This window comes from Sphingomonas sp. CFBP 13720 (genome assembly GCF_014842075.1).
Taxonomy (GTDB): domain Bacteria; phylum Pseudomonadota; class Alphaproteobacteria; order Sphingomonadales; family Sphingomonadaceae; genus Sphingomonas.
In genome coordinates this window covers 52823-69842 of the sequence record NZ_JACYVA010000003.1, presented here as the reverse complement: position 1 = coordinate 69842, position 17020 = coordinate 52823, and the positions used below count along the sequence as shown (strand labels likewise).

The 17020-nt window shown below is 67.1% G+C and carries 11 protein-coding genes; 5 read left to right on the top strand and 6 right to left on the bottom strand.

Annotation, left to right across the window (positions count from 1 at the left end; genetic code table 11):
• The first annotated feature begins 14 nt into the window (after window positions 1-14).
• On the top strand, window positions 15-1424 hold the full coding sequence (locus tag IFT55_RS07990; RefSeq protein WP_192090878.1) for a sensor histidine kinase: 1410 nt from the start codon (window positions 15-17) through the stop codon (window positions 1422-1424).
• On the opposite strand, the gene IFT55_RS07985 is transcribed toward IFT55_RS07990, so the two are convergent.
• Entirely contained in the window at window positions 1381-2268 is an 888-nt protein-coding gene (locus IFT55_RS07985) for an aspartyl protease family protein (RefSeq protein ID WP_192090876.1), read from the bottom strand. The genes IFT55_RS07990 and IFT55_RS07985 overlap by 44 nt on opposite strands.
• A 275-nt stretch (window positions 2269-2543) precedes the next feature.
• On the opposite strand from IFT55_RS07985, the gene IFT55_RS07980 reads away from it, so the two are divergent.
• Entirely contained in the window at window positions 2544-3011 is a 468-nt protein-coding gene (locus IFT55_RS07980) for a hypothetical protein (RefSeq protein WP_249403702.1), read from the top strand.
• Window positions 3012-3092: 81 nt separating this feature from the next.
• On the opposite strand, the gene IFT55_RS07975 is transcribed toward IFT55_RS07980, so the two are convergent.
• The gene (locus IFT55_RS07975) at window positions 3093-4637 is read right to left on the bottom strand and encodes a GH39 family glycosyl hydrolase (protein ID WP_446740710.1); all 1545 of its coding nucleotides are present in this window, start codon (window positions 4635-4637) and stop codon (window positions 3093-3095) included.
• Window positions 4638-5161: 524 nt separating this feature from the next.
• Here IFT55_RS07975 and IFT55_RS07970 point away from each other — a divergent pair.
• From IFT55_RS07970 to IFT55_RS07960, 3 genes are all read left to right on the top strand, one after another.
• Window positions 5162-5572 (top strand): DUF2946 family protein, encoded by a 411-nt coding sequence (locus tag IFT55_RS07970; RefSeq protein ID WP_192090872.1) that lies wholly within the window; start codon window positions 5162-5164, stop codon window positions 5570-5572.
• Window positions 5573-5655: 83 nt separating this feature from the next.
• Window positions 5656-7875: a TonB-dependent receptor gene (locus IFT55_RS07965; RefSeq protein ID WP_249403701.1), complete on the top strand. Its 2220-nt coding sequence runs from the start codon at window positions 5656-5658 to the stop codon at window positions 7873-7875.
• A 2-nt stretch (window positions 7876-7877) separates the two neighbouring features.
• Window positions 7878-8999: a PepSY-associated TM helix domain-containing protein gene (locus tag IFT55_RS07960; protein WP_192090870.1), complete on the top strand. Its 1122-nt coding sequence runs from the start codon at window positions 7878-7880 to the stop codon at window positions 8997-8999.
• Window positions 9000-9026: 27 nt separating this feature from the next.
• Here IFT55_RS07960 and IFT55_RS07955 read toward each other — a convergent pair whose 3' ends face one another.
• The 4 genes from IFT55_RS07955 to glf all read right to left on the bottom strand — a co-directional run bounded on the left by IFT55_RS07955 (window position 9027) and on the right by glf (window position 16695).
• Complete coding sequence (locus tag IFT55_RS07955; protein WP_249403700.1) at window positions 9027-10031, bottom strand: SDR family oxidoreductase; 1005 nt, start codon at window positions 10029-10031, stop codon at window positions 9027-9029.
• Between the two features lie 155 nt (window positions 10032-10186).
• Window positions 10187-12430 carry a WD40/YVTN/BNR-like repeat-containing protein gene (locus IFT55_RS07950; RefSeq protein WP_249403699.1) on the bottom strand — a complete coding sequence of 748 codons (2244 nt, stop codon included), beginning with the start codon at window positions 12428-12430 and terminating at the stop codon, window positions 10187-10189.
• Window positions 12431-12671: 241 nt separating this feature from the next.
• Window positions 12672-14522 carry a family 1 glycosylhydrolase gene (locus tag IFT55_RS07945; protein WP_249403698.1) on the bottom strand — a complete coding sequence of 617 codons (1851 nt, stop codon included), beginning with the start codon at window positions 14520-14522 and terminating at the stop codon, window positions 12672-12674.
• A gap of 4 nt (window positions 14523-14526) precedes the next feature.
• Complete coding sequence (gene glf, locus IFT55_RS07940) at window positions 14527-16695, bottom strand: UDP-galactopyranose mutase (RefSeq protein ID WP_192090868.1); 2169 nt, start codon at window positions 16693-16695, stop codon at window positions 14527-14529.
• Window positions 16696-17020 lie beyond the last annotated feature (325 nt).

The window sequence follows — 17020 nt, the reverse complement described above, 5'->3', positions numbered from 1 at the left end:
CGGGGGATAGGACGATGGCATGGCTCCTGCGCTTTGGCCGGTCGATGCTGGGACAGATGATCCTGCTGTCGGCGCTGTTCGTCGGCGGCGGGGTCTATCTGCTCGCGGTCCGGCCGCTGCTCGACATGCCCCGGCTCGACCGGATCGATCCGCATGCATCCACACTGTCGGCGGTCCGAGCGACGATGGCGGACGCGGTGGCGCGGGGCGGGGACGCTGCCGCCCTGTCGGCCCGGATCGAACGCGATCCGGTGATGCAGCAGGTGCAGGAGCGTAATCCCGGTTTCCGCTATTTCGCGCTGCATGGCGATGTCCGGGTCGGCACGTCCGCGCCGCGCTACCTGACCGGAACCGGGGTCGCGGGAATGATCGCCGCGCGGCGTTCGGCCGGCGCGTCAGGAATGTGCGCTGAGTGGGAACGATCCTTCCGCCAATCCGCCGGGATCGACCATGTCGGTTTCCACGATTGCGGCACGCCGCGCTATTACGAGGTACGCGGGATCGCGACGCCGATCGACATCGCCCGGCCCGGCGCGGTGCGGGTCTATGCCGCCCGGGCATGGGGACACGCCCGCGGGTTCGTGTTTCCGGCCATGGGGGTGTTCGCGATCTGCATCGGCATCCTGCTGTGCCATAGCGTGCGCATCCGTCGGATCGCACGGCTTGCCGGGCGGGTCGACGACGACGAACGCGCACGCGAGCTTTCCGAACACGGATTGCCGACCGAATTGTCGCCGCTGATCCGTGCGATCAACCGGGTGATCGCCGACAGCGCCGCCGGGGAACGCCGCCGCCGTTTCTTCCTGTCGGCAGCGGCGCACGAAATGCGCACGCCGTTGACGATCCTGCGCACCCGGCTGGAAATGCTGGACGAGAGCGAGGACCGGACGAAGCTGATCGGCGACGTCCGGCGGCTGTCACGGCTGGTCAACGATCTGCTCACGCTGACCCGCATCGGCGAGCGTCCGCCGGTGCTGGTCCCGACGCGGCTGTTCGCGACCTGCCGCGCCGCGATCGATGCGCTGGACCCGGTGGCGATGGGACAGGGCGTGACGTTGCGGCTGCGCGGCGCGACCGGCGCGGTCGTACTAGGCGACGCCACCCTGATCGAAACCGCCGCCGCCAATCTGATCGGCAATGCCATCGCCGTCACGCCGCCGGGGGGAACTGTCACCGTATCGGTGTCGAATGCGGGCGAGTTGCGCGTCCGCGACGAAGGACCGGGCATCGCGCCGGACCGGGTATCCGAAATCTTCGAACCGTTCGTGCGGCTGTCCGATCGGCACAAGGGGCACGGGCTGGGGCTGGCGATCGTCCGGGCGATCGCCGACGCGCATCATGCGACGATCGACGTCGATACCACGCCGCCCGGCACCTGCTTCACGATCCGGTTCGTGCCGGAGGGGGAGGCGCCGGCGGCGTAGCGGCGGGCGGAATGTAAAGCTGCAATTCGGCACGCGGCAGGTCGAGCGCGAAACGCTGCAACAGCCCGAGCATGTCCATCCCGAGGATCAGGCGAGGCGCGCCGTCGGTCGACCCCGTGAAGGTCAGCGGCACGCCGCGAAAGCCGACCGGTCCCAGCGCGACCCGGCCGACCGTGCCGCGTCGCACGATCGTGCCGCCGATCGTCGCGCCGGTGATCGTGCCGTTCGCCTTCAGTCGCGGGTCGTCGTCGCGCCATCCCAGCGCGCGCAGCACCGCGCCGTTGGCCACGCTGCCTTCCGCCCCGGTATCGACCAGCGCGTCGATGACCACGCCATCGATCGCGACGGGCACGTGCAGCAATCCCTTGGCATCGATGCTTCCCCGGAGCGCGACATGATCGGCGGCGGCCGGTCCCGATGCGTCGACCGACAGCCGCCGCCCGGTCAGGTCGAACACCAGCTTGCGCCCGGCGAACAGGTCGATGCCCAATATCCCGCGCGCCCGCGTGACGCCAATTCGCGGCAGCGCGACGACCGCGGTATCGCGCACGTCGAACAGCGCGCTCGACATCCGCCGGACGCCATGCGCGCGCGCCGTCATGCTGCCCGCCACCCCGTTGACGGTGACCGGCTCATCGGTCGGCGGCAATCCCATCGTCTCGGCAAGCGCTGTGGTCAGCACGCTCGACTGCGCAGCGGTGTCCATCAGCATGTCGACGGGTGGATTGCCGTCGATGCTCACCGCGATCATCGGACGCATCTGGGAGTCGAGGGTGATCGGCTCGACCGCCGCCGCCTGCGGACCCGCAACGGCGAACGCGATCAGCATCGTGGGAAACAGCATTACTTCTCCGATCCACGGGCAGGCCGTTGCTCGGTGATAGCGCGGCAAGCTGACGCGAAGCTGCCGTGAACCGCCCGTGGTGCGGGGCGGAAGATCGCCGCTGCGTCGCGGCTTTCACGCTCCGGGCGGTGCGTCCATTTCCGCGACCTGCGTCCAGCCGCAGTAGTAATATCCGCGCGCTCGGCGCTCCCGATCGCATTCCAGTTCGACTTTTGCACGGTTCGGGACATTTCGGCGCGGTGCGGTCGTTGACGCCCGATCCTCGGGAGCATCAGATGAAAATGAAACCGTATCAGGCAGCGATCGCGGGCGGACTGGTGGCCGGATTGGTCACGACGGCGGTGATGGTGGCGGGTCGCAAGACCGGCCTGCGGACCAAGACCTTGGACCGCGATGCCGTCGACTGGATCGACGATCTTACCGGGTCGCGCAAGGTCATCGGGGATGCAGGCACCAGCGTCGTGGAGTTCGCCAACCATCTCGGGGCTTCGGCGGTGTTCGGCGCGGTTCTACCCGTGATCCGGCAGGCGGTTCCGTCGCTGTCCCCCGCCATGGCCGGCGTGCTGTACGGCACTGCCCTGTATGCCGTGAACATCGCCGGCATCGCGCCGGTCCTCGGCATCACCGAAGGCGAGATCGAAGCCGGGCCGCGCAAGGCAACCGAGCGTTGGGCGATCCACGTCCTGCAAACGGTCATCACCGCCGTGGTGGCGGAACGTTTTACGTCGAACGCAGCGGACTGATTGCCGAGGGTCGCGGCGACGTTGCCGGACTGCCGTGGCCTGCCCGCATAATATGCGGAAGCAGGCCGCGGTTTTGAGGGGTTACCGCTTCGCCGCGATCACCGGCTCCAGCGTGACCAGTGCGACGTCGTTGGTCTTCATCGCCACGCGTACCGACAGCCGGCCGTCCGCACCGACACGTGCGACCCGGTCGACCTCGGCCGCATCGGCGGTCAGCGTGCGCATACGGGCAAGCTGACCGGCGTCGAGCTGCGCGGGCAGCTTCATGTCGATATAGGCGGACAGCGGATCATTGCGGCGGAAACCAGTGCGATACACCCGGATGCGATAGCGACCCGGTGCGACACGGGCGAACGACAAGCTGACGGGCGCACTGACCGTCGCCGGCACGAGCCGCGTATAGAACGGCTTGTTGCTGACCGACTGAACCGGTTGATGCCAGTCCCACACCAGCGCCGCAGCGTAGCCGCCATCGACACTAACCATCGCGTTATCGTCTGCGGTAGGTACGCGTTTGCCGCGCAATGCATGCAGATACTTATAGGCAAACCATGCGGGCTTGCGGATGCCTTCGCGGTTCATCAGCCCAAAACCGCCGTGGAACGGCGTCGGGGGTGGCCCCGGTTCCTCGAACAGGTCGGAATAGGTCCAGTAGCTCATGCCCTGAAGCATTCCCTCGCTGCGTTTTAGTTTTGAGAGGATGTATGGGGCGCTGATATAGCTGTCGTGGACGAAGTCGCGTGGGGTGTAGCTGGTGCTCCATTCGGTGAAAAAGAGCGGCAGGTCGGGAAAGGGCGATGCCTTTATCTGCGCGCGCACCTTGCGCACGTCGCCGACGATCGCATCGGGGGACGGCGAGAGCTTCGTGTCCTGCTTGCCATCCTCGTCGAGGAATCCGCCGTCTACGCCGTAGGTATGCGTGGTGACGAAATCGACCGGCACCCGATTGCGGGCGGCGTGATCGAGGAACGCCGGAACCCAGTCGGCACCCGCCGTCGCCGGTCCGCCGACCCGCAGCGCGGGGTCGATCGCCTTGATCGTCCTGGCGGACGCGTCGTAGAGATCGAAATAGGCTTTCTGGTCCGCGCCTTCCCAGAAGTCCTTCAGATTGGGCTCGTTCCAGACCTCGAAATACCATTGGCGCACTTCGGCGGCACCATATCGATCGCGGCAGTGCCGGACGAATGCGTCGATCAGATCGCGCCACCCGTCGAAGCGCGGATGCGATGTGTTGCCCTTCCAGTAGAAGATCGTCTGTTCGGACGTCTTCAGCGCGCCGGGCGTGAAGCCCAGCTCCACGAACGGCCGGATACCCTTTGCCAGCATCGCGTCGTACAGCCGGTCGATCCCGCGCCAGTCATAGGTCGTCCGCCCGTCCACCACCCGGACGGTGCCCAGCACGTCGTGGAAGATGTCGTGGAAGCGAATGTAGCGAAAGCCGAGTTCGTTCACCGCCGTACCGAGCTGCGCCTGACTGTCGTCGCGGATCAGCGTCCCGGGAAAGTCCGATCCGATCGACAGATCGTAGAAGCGATCGACCGGCGTGACGGCGGTCGCAACGTCCACTTCGATGCGCCTTTCCCCCGGTCCCGGTCCGGCCGCGCCCAGCAGGAGCGGAAGGGCCACGGCGCATCCGGCAAATCGGGCAATACGAAATCTCATCCTGACCCCTGTCCTCACGGTTGGCATCCTCGCCGCCGACGGTGCTGTTGCCGGGTCGATGGACGCGCGGTCACGCTAGCGGCGTTTCTCGTTCAAAGTCCATGGGATGGACGCCACGCGCGGTCGTGAGGCGACACGTCGCATCGCGGAAGCGTTCGGGGCGGTGATCCCGTCTGGCGGCGAAAGGACGGCGCGGTTGGCGACGACGTGCTGACTGTCCTCTGTCGACCGGACAGGATCACGTCGTGGCCCGCACCGCCAAGAACAGTCACACGTCGTCGACCTTGCGAAACTCGCGGAGGACTGGACGCGCAGATCGCAGGCATAGTGCGGTACATCGGCACCGTGCCCGTCGATCAGTAGCTCCGTCAGCGCGGCAGGTTCGTCCATCCGCCACGCGCGCCTACGCTTTTGACCGAAAACGACTTTTTTCCGCCGGGACGGAATGTCCAAGTGACACTGTCCGCCACCGGCGATAGTCGGCGGTCGTGCAGGCGATCCGGCATCTTCTGGCGCAACGCCATCTGGCCGTGCTGATCTGCGCGGCGACGCTGCTGCTGAAGCTGATGGTGCCGACCGGCTATATGATCGCCAGCACGTCCGGCGGCGTTTCCATCACCCTCTGTCCGGGGGCGGCTCCGGTCACGACGACCATGGCGATGCCGGGAATGCACGGTGACATGGCGGGCCACGACGGATCGAAGGATCACGACACGGCGCCGTCGCCCTGCGCCTTCACGATATTGTCGGCCGCGTCGTTGGGCGCGATCGATCCCGTCCAGTTCGTCGCGTTGGTCGCCTTCATTCTGGCGCTGGGCCTGATCGCCGTCGTCCTGCCGGCCCCGTTGGCGCCAGCCTATCTCCGTCCTCCCCTGCGCGGACCACCGGCCCAGCTTTGACCTGTCCTCCTGCGTCGCTCCGGCGGACGCGGCCATGCACTGCGGCACGCGCCATCGGCGTCGGGCCGGTCGAAGGTATTCCCATGTTCCGAACACTATTTTTGGCAGGCGTCGCCATGCCGTGCCTGCTGTCGGCCGCCCCGGTCGGCGCACAGACGCGCGACGCCGACGGCACCCGCGACCGCACCGATGCGACGATCGTCGTCACCGGCCGACGCGATCCCCTGAAACTGGACGATCAGGCACAGGCAGCCAGTCGGTTGGCCCTGTCGATCCGCGAGACGCCGGCAAGCGTCGAAGTGCTGACGCAGGACGATCTGCAGCTACGCGGCCTGCGCACCGCGCGCGAGACGTTCAACGGCGTCGTCGGAGCCATCGCCGGCAACGTGCCGGGCAACCCGGCGGTCGTCAGCCTGCGCGGCTTTGCGGGCAACACCGTATCGATCCTTCAGGACGGCGTCCGCGTATCGGCATCGACCGTCGTCCAGCGGGACGGCAGCAACTGGCATTATGACCGGGTCGAGGTGCTGAAGGGACCGGCCTCCGTCCTGTACGGCGAAGGCGCGCTGGCCGGCGTCATCAACAAGGTGACGCGCCGGCCCGTCATCGGCGAACGCCATGTCGACAGCCTGTTGTCGATCGGAAGCTTCGCCACGCTGTTCGCGGCGGGCGGGGTCAACCTGCCGGTGTCGTCCACGATCGCGGTGCGCGCGGATGCCAGCTACCAGCGGTCGGACAGCCTGTACGACGTGGACGACAACGACACCTTTTCCGCCGGATTGACCGCAAGCGCGCTGTGGCGGCCGAGCGAGCGGGTGTCGTTGTTGATCGCGGTGGATCATTTCGAGGATCGCTACGACACGACCTATCAGGGCCTGCCGCTGATCCTCGGCCAGTATGCGTTGCGCCCGACCGATGCGGTGACGAGCGCGAACGGTCTGGTCGCCGATCGCGCGCTGCGTCGGCGCAACTATAATCCGAAGGGCGCCTATTCCGGCGCGGACGAAACGACGGTGCGTTCGCGGTTCGACTGGACGATCGGCGGCGGATGGACGTTTGCGCTCGACCTGACCGGCTACACCGCCGATCGTGCCTTCCTGCTGGCGGACAATCAGAGCTTCGTCGCGCCCGATGCAGCATTTCCCGGTGGCGGCTTTCGGCAGACCTATCAGGACTTCCGCCACGATCACCAATTCTGGAACGCACGCGCCGGGATCGGCAATGACGGCCGCATCGCCGGAATGCGCAATCGCTTCAGCGTCGGCATCGAGCATAACGACACCGATTTCGTCAGCCTGCGCCGGACGGCACCCGTCTCCGCGCTTGCGACGGTGGATGTCCGCAACCCGGCCATCCTGCCTTTGCCGATGGGAACGGCGATCTTCACCGCGGGCAACGTCACGTTCGATTCCGTGTTGCGGCAGACGTCGGTGTTCGCGGAGGATGCGCTGAACCTGACGCCAGGGTGGTTGCTGGTCGGTGGCGTGCGCTGGGACCATATGGCGCTGGACCGGACGACGATCCAGAACGCGACCGGCGCGGTCGATCGCAACCGCCCGACCTTCGATCCGATATCGTGGCGGGCGGGGACGACCGTGAACGTGACGCCGGGCCTGACGCTGTACGCGCAATATACGACCGCAGTGTCGCCGGTGTCCTCGATCCTGCTGGCCTCGATCGCCAACAGCCGCTTCCGGCTTACCACCGGCGTCGCCTATGAAGCCGGGTTCAAGGCGGACGGATGGGGCGGACGGGCCAGCGTCACCGGCGCGGTCTATCGCATTGAACAGCGCGATATCCTGACACGCGACCCGGTCGATCCCGCATTGGCGGTACAGGGCGGTCGGCAATCGTCGCAGGGTGTCGAACTGTCCGGGGCCGTCGCGCCCGTCCCGGCGCTGCGGCTGTCGGGCGGCGTTTCTTGGACCGATGCGCGCTATGACGAACTGTCCGAACTGATCGGGGGCGTGCGGGTCGACCGGAGCGGCAACCGGCCCGTCAACGTCCCCGCGACCACGCTGAACGCCGCGATGCTCTATACGGTCGCCGGCACGGTCACGTTGGGCGGATTCGTGCGGCATGCCGGCGCGTTCCATACCGATACCGCCAACACGATCCGGGTGGCCGGTCATACCGTGCTGGATGCCAGCCTGTCGTTCCCCGTCGCCACACAAGCGACGCTGACGCTGCGCGGACGCAACCTGACCGACGCCTTCTATGGCGAATATTCCGGCTATCCGGCCACCAACGTCTATATCGGCGCGCCGCGATCGTTCGAGGTCGCGCTGGCGACGCGGTTCTGACCATGACGGGGCATGGCCGATCGGCGGGATCGCGCATCCGCATCCTCGTGCGCCGGGTTCATTTGTGGCTGGGGTTGAGCGTGGGGCTGCTGTTCGCGCTGCTCGGCCTCACCGGGTCGGCGCTGATATTCTACACCGGCATCGACGCCGCGCTGCACCCCGCTATCCGGGCAGGACAGGAAAGTCCGGCTCCGACGATGGACTCGCCGGTGTGGGATCGTGCGCTGGCGACCGGACGGGCGCAGTGGCACGATCCACAGGGCAAATGGACGTTCGAGGTGACGGGGAAGGGCGGTGCCATTCCCGCCCGCTATTATCCGGCCCCCGGCCACCACGCGGATCGAACGATGATCTGGTTCTCGGCCGATGGGACGCGCATCGTTCGCGCCGAGCCATGGGGCGGCTATCTGATGAGCTGGATCTACCAGCTTCACATGCAATTGCTGGCGGGCGACATCGGCAACCAGCTGGTCGGGTGGTCGGGCGTGGCGATGCTGTTGCTGCTGTTCAGCGGGGTCGTCGCGTGGTGGCCGCGCGGGAGCTGGCGCAAGGCGCTGGCCTTCAAGCGCGACGCCTCGTCGATCCGCCGCCTGCATGATCTGCACAAGCTGTCCGGCCTGTGGAGCGTCGCGCTGTTACTGGTGCTGGTGGCGAGCGGCGTGCTGCTCGCGCTGCCGACGGTCACGCAGGCGCTGTTGTCGCCTGCGGCGATACCGGCCCCGCGATCGCTTGCGTGCGGCGGACGGCAGATCACGATCGTCCGGGCGCTGGCGGTGGCGCAGCGGGCGTTGCCCGACGGTCACGTCGTGTTCGTCGACGTGCCGGAACGCTGCGACGGCGCGATCCGGGTCCGGGTGCGGGTGGCGGGCGACCCGCACCCGCGCTTTCCCGGCAGCTATGTGTTCGTCGACCGGTCTTCGGGCCGGGTGCTGGCGGTACACAACGTCCGGCGCGCCGGTGTCGGAACCGCCATCGCAAGCTGGATACGCACGTTGCACGACGGCACCGTCGGCGGGATGGCGACGCGCATACTTGCGGTGCTGACCGGCTTCGTGCCCACGCTGCTGTTCGTGACCGGCATCCTGCACTGGCGGCGGCGGGGCAGGGGCATCCGACCCGTATGACCGCCCGCGACGTGTGCGACCGGACGGTCAGGGGAATCCATTCCCCCCATGCGCGCCGACCGCCGTCCCCGTCGAATAGCTGGCCTCGTCCGAAGCCAGCATCACGAACAGCGAGGCGAGTTCGGCCGGCTGTCCGGCGCGGCCAAGTGGGGTATCCTGTCCGAATTCGTGCATCTTGCCCGGCAACTGACCGCCCGCGACCTGAAGCGGCGTCCAGATCGGTCCGGGCGAGACCGCGTTGACGCGAATGCCCTTCTTGGCAAGCTGCTTCGCCATGCCGCGCGTCAGGTTCTGGATCGCCGCCTTGGTCGATGCATAGTCGATCAGGTCGTCGGACGGATCATAGGAGTTTTGCGAGATGGTGTTGAGGATGACCGAGCCGGGCGGCATCGACGGGATCGCCGCCTTGCAAAAACGGAACACGTGGAAGACGTTGGTTTCGTAGGTACGGACGAACTGTTCGTCGGTGATCTCCATGATATCCGCCTTCGACTGCTGGTACGCCGCGTTGTTGACGAGGATATCGAGGCCGCCGAGTTGCGCGATCGCCTTGCGGACGGTATCCTCGCAAGCCTTCTGGGTACGGATATCGGCGGGCAACAGCACCGCCTTGCGTCCCGCCTGCCGGATCAGGTCGGCGACCTCGCGCGCGTCCGGTTCTTCGCTCGGGTGATAGTTGATCGCCACGTCCGCCCCCTCGCGGGCGAAGGCGATGGCGGCGGCGCGACCGATTCCGCTGTCGCCGCCGGTCAGCAGCGCCTTGCGGCCGACCAGCTTTTCGGCACCGCGATAGCTGGTTTCGCCATGATCGGGTCGCGGCGTCATCTTGCTGGCGAGCGCGGGCCATGGCTGGCGCTGTTCGGGGAAGGGGGTGCGCGTGTATTTGGTGCGTGGATCGCGCAGGCCGGGGGCGGCGCCCGTACCGGCGGCGGGCGCAGACTGCGCGAGCGCGGCGCCCGGCGCGGCCGCTGCCGCAAGGCCGATGGCGGCGCCGCCGAGGATGCTGCGGCGGGAGGTTTCCCCATTGCTCATGGTCGGGTCCTTGTTGGTCGGGAGCCATCCACGGCGGCACCGCATCGGCTCGGCTTGCTGTACCGTGCCCGACGATCCGCCCCGGCGAACCGTTCCATCGATTTTTCTTTCGATGGCGTGACTTACGGCCGCCGATGGCCGCATCATCGGTCCGGCTATCGCGGGTCGCCGTAGAACAGCCCCCGGCCGTCCGTCCCCAGATACACGCGACCGGCACGGCGGGGATCGCCCGAAATAACGCGATAGCGCCCGCCCCAGCGATGCGCATCATCATCGATCCGCGCCCATCCGCGCCCCCCGTCGACCGATCGCCAGATCCCGCGCGTTCCGCCCAACGTCCCCACCGCGAACAGCGCGCCCTTGCCAAGGCCGAACAGTTCGACCGTCAGTCCACCGTTGACCCGGACGAACGACCGGCCGCGATCCGTGCTGTGGAACAGGTCGCTTCCCGCCTGTAGCCATAGTTCGCCGGCGCGGTCGGGCGCGGCCAGCAGCGCGCTCTGGGCTTCCCGTCCCTGTCGTCCGGCGGGCTTCAGGTCGGTCGGCAGGCCGGTGCCCGCGACGGGCGCGAAGCTGGCGGCGGCGTCCCGCGAGACGAGCAGGCGACCGTTCGCGACGTCGACGGCATAGAAGGTGCGCGGATCGACCTTGTCCGCCACCGCGCGGACGCGTCCGGGCAGACCCTGCACCGCGCGCCACGTCGCGCCATGATCCCGCGTGACTTGCGGGACGATGGTCGACGCCACCACGGTCTTGCCATCGGCGGACACCGTGACGGCGGCTTCACCGATCAGATCGTCCCGAACCGGCGGCGTGCCGACCGGCGGCACCCGCAACGGCGTCCAGCTTCGGCCGCCATCCCCCGACAGGCCCAGCGTCGCGTCCCTGGAGCGTTCGGCATAGATGCTGCCGCTGCGCACGATCACGTTCGGCGCTTTGCCCGCATAGTCCAGCGTGTTGGTGTTCGACAGATAGGGATCGACGAAGCTCGGCGGCGGCGACGTGTCGAGATCGTCGTGGACGAAACCCGCCAGATCGCCGAAACCCGATACCAGCGGCGCGCCGTTCGTCGGGGAAACCAGCGTGATGATCGCGGTCTGTTCGATACCGGCGGTCCACGGGGTCCAGCGAACCGGGCCGGTCGAACCCAGTTTCGTCGTCGCATACACGGTCGCGCCGGTCGTGTACGCGACCCGCGCCGGATCGAACGGATCGATCGCAAGGCCGGATATCCAGTGGCCGAAGTCGGCCCCGCGGCCTTCATGGGCAAGGAACGGCGTGGCGGATACGTCGCGGGCGCTGCGCGGTCCGACATCGTCCCACGTGCGACCGTCGTCGCGGGTGATCCACAGTGAATCGCCCGCGCGATAGCGATCGATCGTGGTCACGGCGACGGTTCCGGGCATGGATCGCGCAGCGGCGACGCCAAGAAATCCGCCTTCGGCACCCGATGCCGTCCATGACGGCGGCGTGACGTCGCGATCCCGGCCGTCGGGGGTATAGCGCCACACCGCGCCGGTCCGTGCGTCGCTGGGACCGATACCGCTCGAAAAGCCGACCCACAGCACCCCGCGCGCATCGATCGCGCCCTTTGCCGCGAACAGTTCGGGCGCCGCCACCGTCGTCCATGTCGCGCCGCCGTCTTCGGACCGGTAGAGTGCGGAAACGCCGGGATCGGCGATCCCCGCCCATATCCGCCGCGACGCCTTGCCAGCGCTGCCGCTGGTCGGATCGATCGCGACGAAGGCGACGCCGCCATGGCTTTTCCCGCGCGCCGGGCGACCCAGACCCGCGTGCGGGAAGGCGGCGACCTTCGCCCACGTCGCCCCGGCATCGCCGCTTTGCCATAATCCGTCGTGCCGCGAGCCGAAGAACAGCCGGCGCGGATCGTTTGGATCGACCGTCAGCCGTTCACCCAGACCTCTTCCCGGCTCGTTCCCGCCCATGGCGAACGGCACCGGCACGATCCGCCATGTCGCGCCACGATCGCCCGATCGCAGGATCGCCGCCGGCTGTCCGGCATTCATGCCGGCCGCCATGTATACGACATCGGGATCGACCGGATCGGGGGCGATGCTCTCGATGCCCATATAGCTCGACGACGCATTGTCGTCCTGCAACGGCACCCATCGGCGCAGCGCGGCATCCCAGCGATAGGCACCGCCCATGTCGGTGCGCAGATACGCGAGGTCGCGCTCGACGGTGCTGAACACGATGTTCGGCGCATAGCCGCCGGCCCCGACCTTCACATTGGTCCATCGATACGGAACGGTGCCCGTATCGGGGGTGGGCATCCCCGGTTCCCCGCCCGTCATGACCGGCGCGGCGACGATCGGTTGCGCGACCATTCCGATCAGCGCCGACGCCAACGCTGCCTTGCCGGCCGGCCAAAGTCGCATTCCAACGATTCCTTACAGGGTTCGGGTCGCAGTGCGGGAGCATCGCAGATGCCTTCGATCCCCCGCCCGCATCGATCGAGCTCATGACGAACCGATTGATACGGAACGAAACTTCGTATGTCACGACTGGTGTCGACGCTGTCGGCCCGATACGGACATGCCCCCGTACCGTGCGCGTCGATCTGCCGGGCAGGTGCAGGGCCGGCCCATGGTCATGCCTTCTGCTTCGGACACCCGATCACTACGCGGGTTGTGCGACAGCGCCTACCCGGAATGGCAGTTCTTCGTCGTCCTGTCGGGCCGGTTCGATCGCTTTGACGATGATTCCGTTCGTTTTCGGGCAAATGCGGATCGACCAGTGTCCTGCGCGGTCGTCGATCAGAATATCCAGCGCGGCATCGGCCACCGTTCGGAACACGTCCGGGCACTCCCCGGCTGGCGCGACGATCCGCAAATGCCGTACATCGCCGGCCCCGCCTGCCCACGTCAACGCGGCTGTGCCGGTTTCTACCGCGCTGCCCGCGTCCCGTTCGAGGTGCACGACCGCCCACGGCATCGCGTCGTTCGTTGGCGTTCCGGTCACGGCATCGCTGCCGAGATGGATGCCGCGCCGTGCGCATAGGTCGGCTAATGTCCGGCGGCTCCCGGCATCGACGCCCCATAGCCGGATCGGTCGCGCCGTCCCCCCGTCCGGGATCACCTCGCCCGCGTCGGCGGCGGGATGTGTCCGGTACGCCGGGTAGAGCAGCCGTTCGGGTCGTCGCCACCATCCCGACTGCCGCGCGACGGGATGCCGTTCGTCGCCCAGCGCCAGTCCGCGCCACAATGCGGCGAGTGCGGTGGGCTGCGGGATGCCGTTCCGCACGTCGAAGACGCCGACTTCGTAGCTACCGTTGCCGGTCAGCAACGTGTCCCACCCGTGGCTTCCCAGCAGCGACCACGCCGTGACCGCCCGGACATCGACGCCATCGGCCTTCAGCCCGCAACACAGATCCCATGCATCCGCCGCCCAGCGAAGCTGTTCGTCGCGCGTGCATCCGTTGTGAACTTCGGTCGCGGCGATCGGCGTCGCATACCGGTCCCATGCTTCCGAAAGCGCCTGCCGCATTCCACCCGGCGGCGGATCGAGCACGCGGATCGCTTCGGTATCGGCATAGCGGACATGCCCGTTGTCGCCGTGCAGGTCGGTCGGATAATGCGCCAGCCGATGATCGAGGAACCGGTCGCTCGTCAGGTAATGATTGACGCCGACGATATCGGGCGGACACGGATCGTCGGCGATCGCGCGTATCCTGTCGCCGAAGCCATGATCGTCCAGCATCGCGAACAGGGGATGGCCGGGGGTGACATGGCCGAACAACAGGTCCCATCCCGCCCAGCGCCGCAGATTGTCGAACGCCGCCTGATCGCGCAGCGGATCGGTGGAATAGGTTCGTCCCAGATCGTCGGTCTGGATCAGCCGGGCGGCGGGGTTGACCCGCCGGATCGCCCGCATCGCGAAACGCGTGGCATCGACCTGGTTGAGCAACGCCAACCAGAAGGATCGCAGGTCGCGCCGGTGCGGATACCAGTGACCGTATAAGGCGGAAAACCTTGCGGTCGTCACCGGTTCGTTGACCGGCGTCCAGTCCTGCACCCATGGATAGCGCGCGGCGACCTGTCCCGCGAAACGTCCGAGGCCGGCTGCGAAGTCGTCGTCCAGCAGATGGGTGTGCGACGGCCCGCTGCCATGATGGACCAGCCCGACGATCGGGCGAATGCCAAGGGCCTGCAATCGCGCCAGCCGGGCATCGCTCCACGACCAGTCGGGCGGCGCATCGGGTGTCGCGGCGGTGCGTTCCCACAGCACGGGATACCGCAACGCCTTCAGCCCGAGGCCGGCGAACAGATCGAGGTCGCCGATCCGGTCGTGATGCCCGCTCAGCACGCTCTGGTCCCGATACCGGTCGCCGACGCGGTTCACGGTACATTCGACGCCGCCCCATAGTTCGAGCGGCGACCGGGGATCGGGCGTCATCGTTCCGCCGCCGGCCGGGCGCGACGGATCGGCACGGCCCGCCGCACGAAGCGTTCCTTCATCGAAGACGGCCATGACGCTATTCGGCGGCGGCCGCGTGCGATACCTCGACCTTGTCCTGTTCGCGCAACCGGCGATACGTCGCCAGCGCCTGCCCGACCACCTGGTCCATGTTGTAATAGCGATAGGTTGCGAGGCGTCCGACGAAGATCACGTCCGATTCCGCCAGCGCCAGTGCTTCATAGCGTTTGAACAGCGCCTGATTTTCGGGGCGCGGGATCGGGTAATAGGGGTCGCCGTCGGCGGCGGGATATTCGATGGTGATGCTGGTGACCGGTGCGACCTGTCCCGTCAGATGCTTGTATTCGGTGATGCGGGTGTGCGGCACCGTTTCGTCGGGATAGTTCACGACGGCAACCTGCTGATGCCGTTCGGTGTCCAGCGTCCGGTGATCGAAGCGGAGCGATCGATAGGGCAGCGCGCCGTACCGGTGGCCGAAATATTCGTCGATCGGTCCGGTATAGATCAGCCGGCCATAGTCCAGCGTATCGCGGATGTCGGCGAAGTCGGTGCCCACGCGCACGGTGATGTTGGGATGATCCAGCATCCGCCGGAACATCGCGGTATATCCCTCGCTCGGCATCGCCTGAAACCGGTCGGCGAAGTAGCGGTCGTCCGTATTCGTCCGCGTCGGGACGCGTGCGGTCACCGCCTTGTCGAGTTCGGACGGGTCCAGTCCCCATTGCTTGCGGGTATAGCCCCGGAAGAACAGTTCGTAGAGTTCGCGCCCGACGGCCGATACGACCACGTCTTCCGACGTTGCGACCGTCGCGACCGGCTCGGCACGCGCCGTCAGGAAGTCGGCGGTGTCCGCATCGGTTTCGAGGCCCGCATCGAACAGGCGGTTCAGCGTGGTGCGGTTGATCGGGATCGGCACCTGCTGTCCCCGCACCTCGGCAAGCACGCGGTGCTCATAGGGGCGCCATTCGGTGAAGCGCGACAGATAGTCGAACACGTCGGCAGAGTTGGTGTGAAAGATGTGCGGCCCATAGCGATGGATCAGGATTCCCGCCGCGTCGTGTTCGTCATAGGCATTGCCGCCGATATGCGGTCGCCGGTCGAGCACGAGCACGCGCTTGTCGCCATCGGCGGCCAGCCGTTCGGCCATGACCGCGCCGGCAAAGCCCGCGCCGACGATGACGTAATCGTAACGCCCGTCGTCGGGCACCCCGCCCGCCGCGACACCGTCGATCGCCGCGATCATTTGGGCGGCGGTATCGTCCCACGACATCCCGGCCAGCAGGGCGTCGGCCTGCGTCAGCCAGTCGTTGGTATCGTCCCGTACCAAGGCCAGCGCCGCATCGCAGGCTGCGACGAAAGCGTCGCCGCGCTCGGCGATACCAACGGCATCCAGCGCGCCATAATGCCGCACGACGTCGGTGACGGGGGTGGATACCACCGGGCGACCGGCCGCGAGATATTCGGGCGTCTTCGTCGGGCTGATGAACCGCGTCGCTTCGTTGATGGCGAACGGCATCAGCGCCACGTCCCAGCCGGCGACGGTGGCCGGAAGTTCGTCATAGGTTCGCGCGCCGGGGTAATGAAGGTTCGCGCGCCGGGGCAGGTCGGCCGGATCGATCTTCACCACCGGACCGACGATCTCGATCGTCCAGTCGGGCCGCGCATCGGCAAGCTGCGCCAACAGCTGGAGGTCCATCCGCTCGTCGATCACACCATAGAAGCCGAACCGTGCCGACCCCTTCTCTCCGGGCGTACGGCTGCGCGCGCGTGCGAAATGAGCGACATCGACGCTGGACGGGAACGGGCGCACATCGGGGTGGCGATCACGCTTCGCCTCGAACAGGCTGTACCCGCCGGTGAAGACGAGGTCCGCGCGATCGAGCAGTTCGGCTTCCAGATCGAGCAACGTCGGCGGTGCGAAGCGGAACGCGGACAATTCATCCATACAGTCATAGACGGTGACCGCCGCCTGCACCCCACGCGAGAATGCGAGCATCATCGGCGTATAATACCAGCGCACCGCGACCGGGGCTTCGCCGCTCAGGAAATCGTCCAGCAGCGCACGAAGCGCCGCCTGCGTCGCAGCGTCGTCCAGTCCGGCCGGCAGGACCGGCGTCACGATCCGTACATCGCCTTCGTGCCGGATGCGCAGATCGGGCAGGGTAGCGCCGTCGACTTCCGGTTCTTCCCAGAACACCACCGGCCAACGCTGTGCGAACCGTGTCATCAGATGTTGTGGCCGCTGGAAGACGAAGTTCCAGCGCAGGTGCGAGAAGCAGAGGAGAAGGTGCGTTTCAGTGGGCGAAGAACCAGCAACAGGCGAACCACAGACAATCATCGACGTCTCCGCGAAAGGCCCCCGCCCTCGCGGTTGCTACCACTCACGATCGCCCCCGCCTCTAACCTGTCACAATTATGAACAAAATATTTTCATTTGATACAATGGTTTGCAATAGGCTGACGTAGGAACGCCCGATCCCGGCAGCCGCGCGGCAGTTGCTGAATTACGGTCGTGCCCCGTCCGGCAGAATAGCGTCACTCCCGGCCGCATC

Coding starts and splice junctions, on each gene's coding strand:
- IFT55_RS07990 (WP_192090878.1), top strand. CDS start 15: ATGGCATGGCTCCTGCGCTTTGGCCGGTCGATGCTGGGACAGATGATC.
- IFT55_RS07985 (WP_192090876.1), bottom strand. CDS start 2,268: ATGCTGTTTCCCACGATGCTGATCGCGTTCGCCGTTGCGGGTCCGCAG.
- IFT55_RS07980 (WP_249403702.1), top strand. CDS start 2,544: ATGAAAATGAAACCGTATCAGGCAGCGATCGCGGGCGGACTGGTGGCC.
- IFT55_RS07965 (WP_249403701.1), top strand. CDS start 5,656: ATGTTCCGAACACTATTTTTGGCAGGCGTCGCCATGCCGTGCCTGCTG.
- IFT55_RS07960 (WP_192090870.1), top strand. CDS start 7,878: ATGACGGGGCATGGCCGATCGGCGGGATCGCGCATCCGCATCCTCGTG.
- IFT55_RS07955 (WP_249403700.1), bottom strand. CDS start 10,031: ATGAGCAATGGGGAAACCTCCCGCCGCAGCATCCTCGGCGGCGCCGCC.
- IFT55_RS07950 (WP_249403699.1), bottom strand. CDS start 12,430: ATGCGACTTTGGCCGGCCGGCAAGGCAGCGTTGGCGTCGGCGCTGATC.
- IFT55_RS07945 (WP_249403698.1), bottom strand. CDS start 14,522: ATGGCCGTCTTCGATGAAGGAACGCTTCGTGCGGCGGGCCGTGCCGAT.
- glf (WP_192090868.1), bottom strand. CDS start 16,695: ATGACACGGTTCGCACAGCGTTGGCCGGTGGTGTTCTGGGAAGAACCG.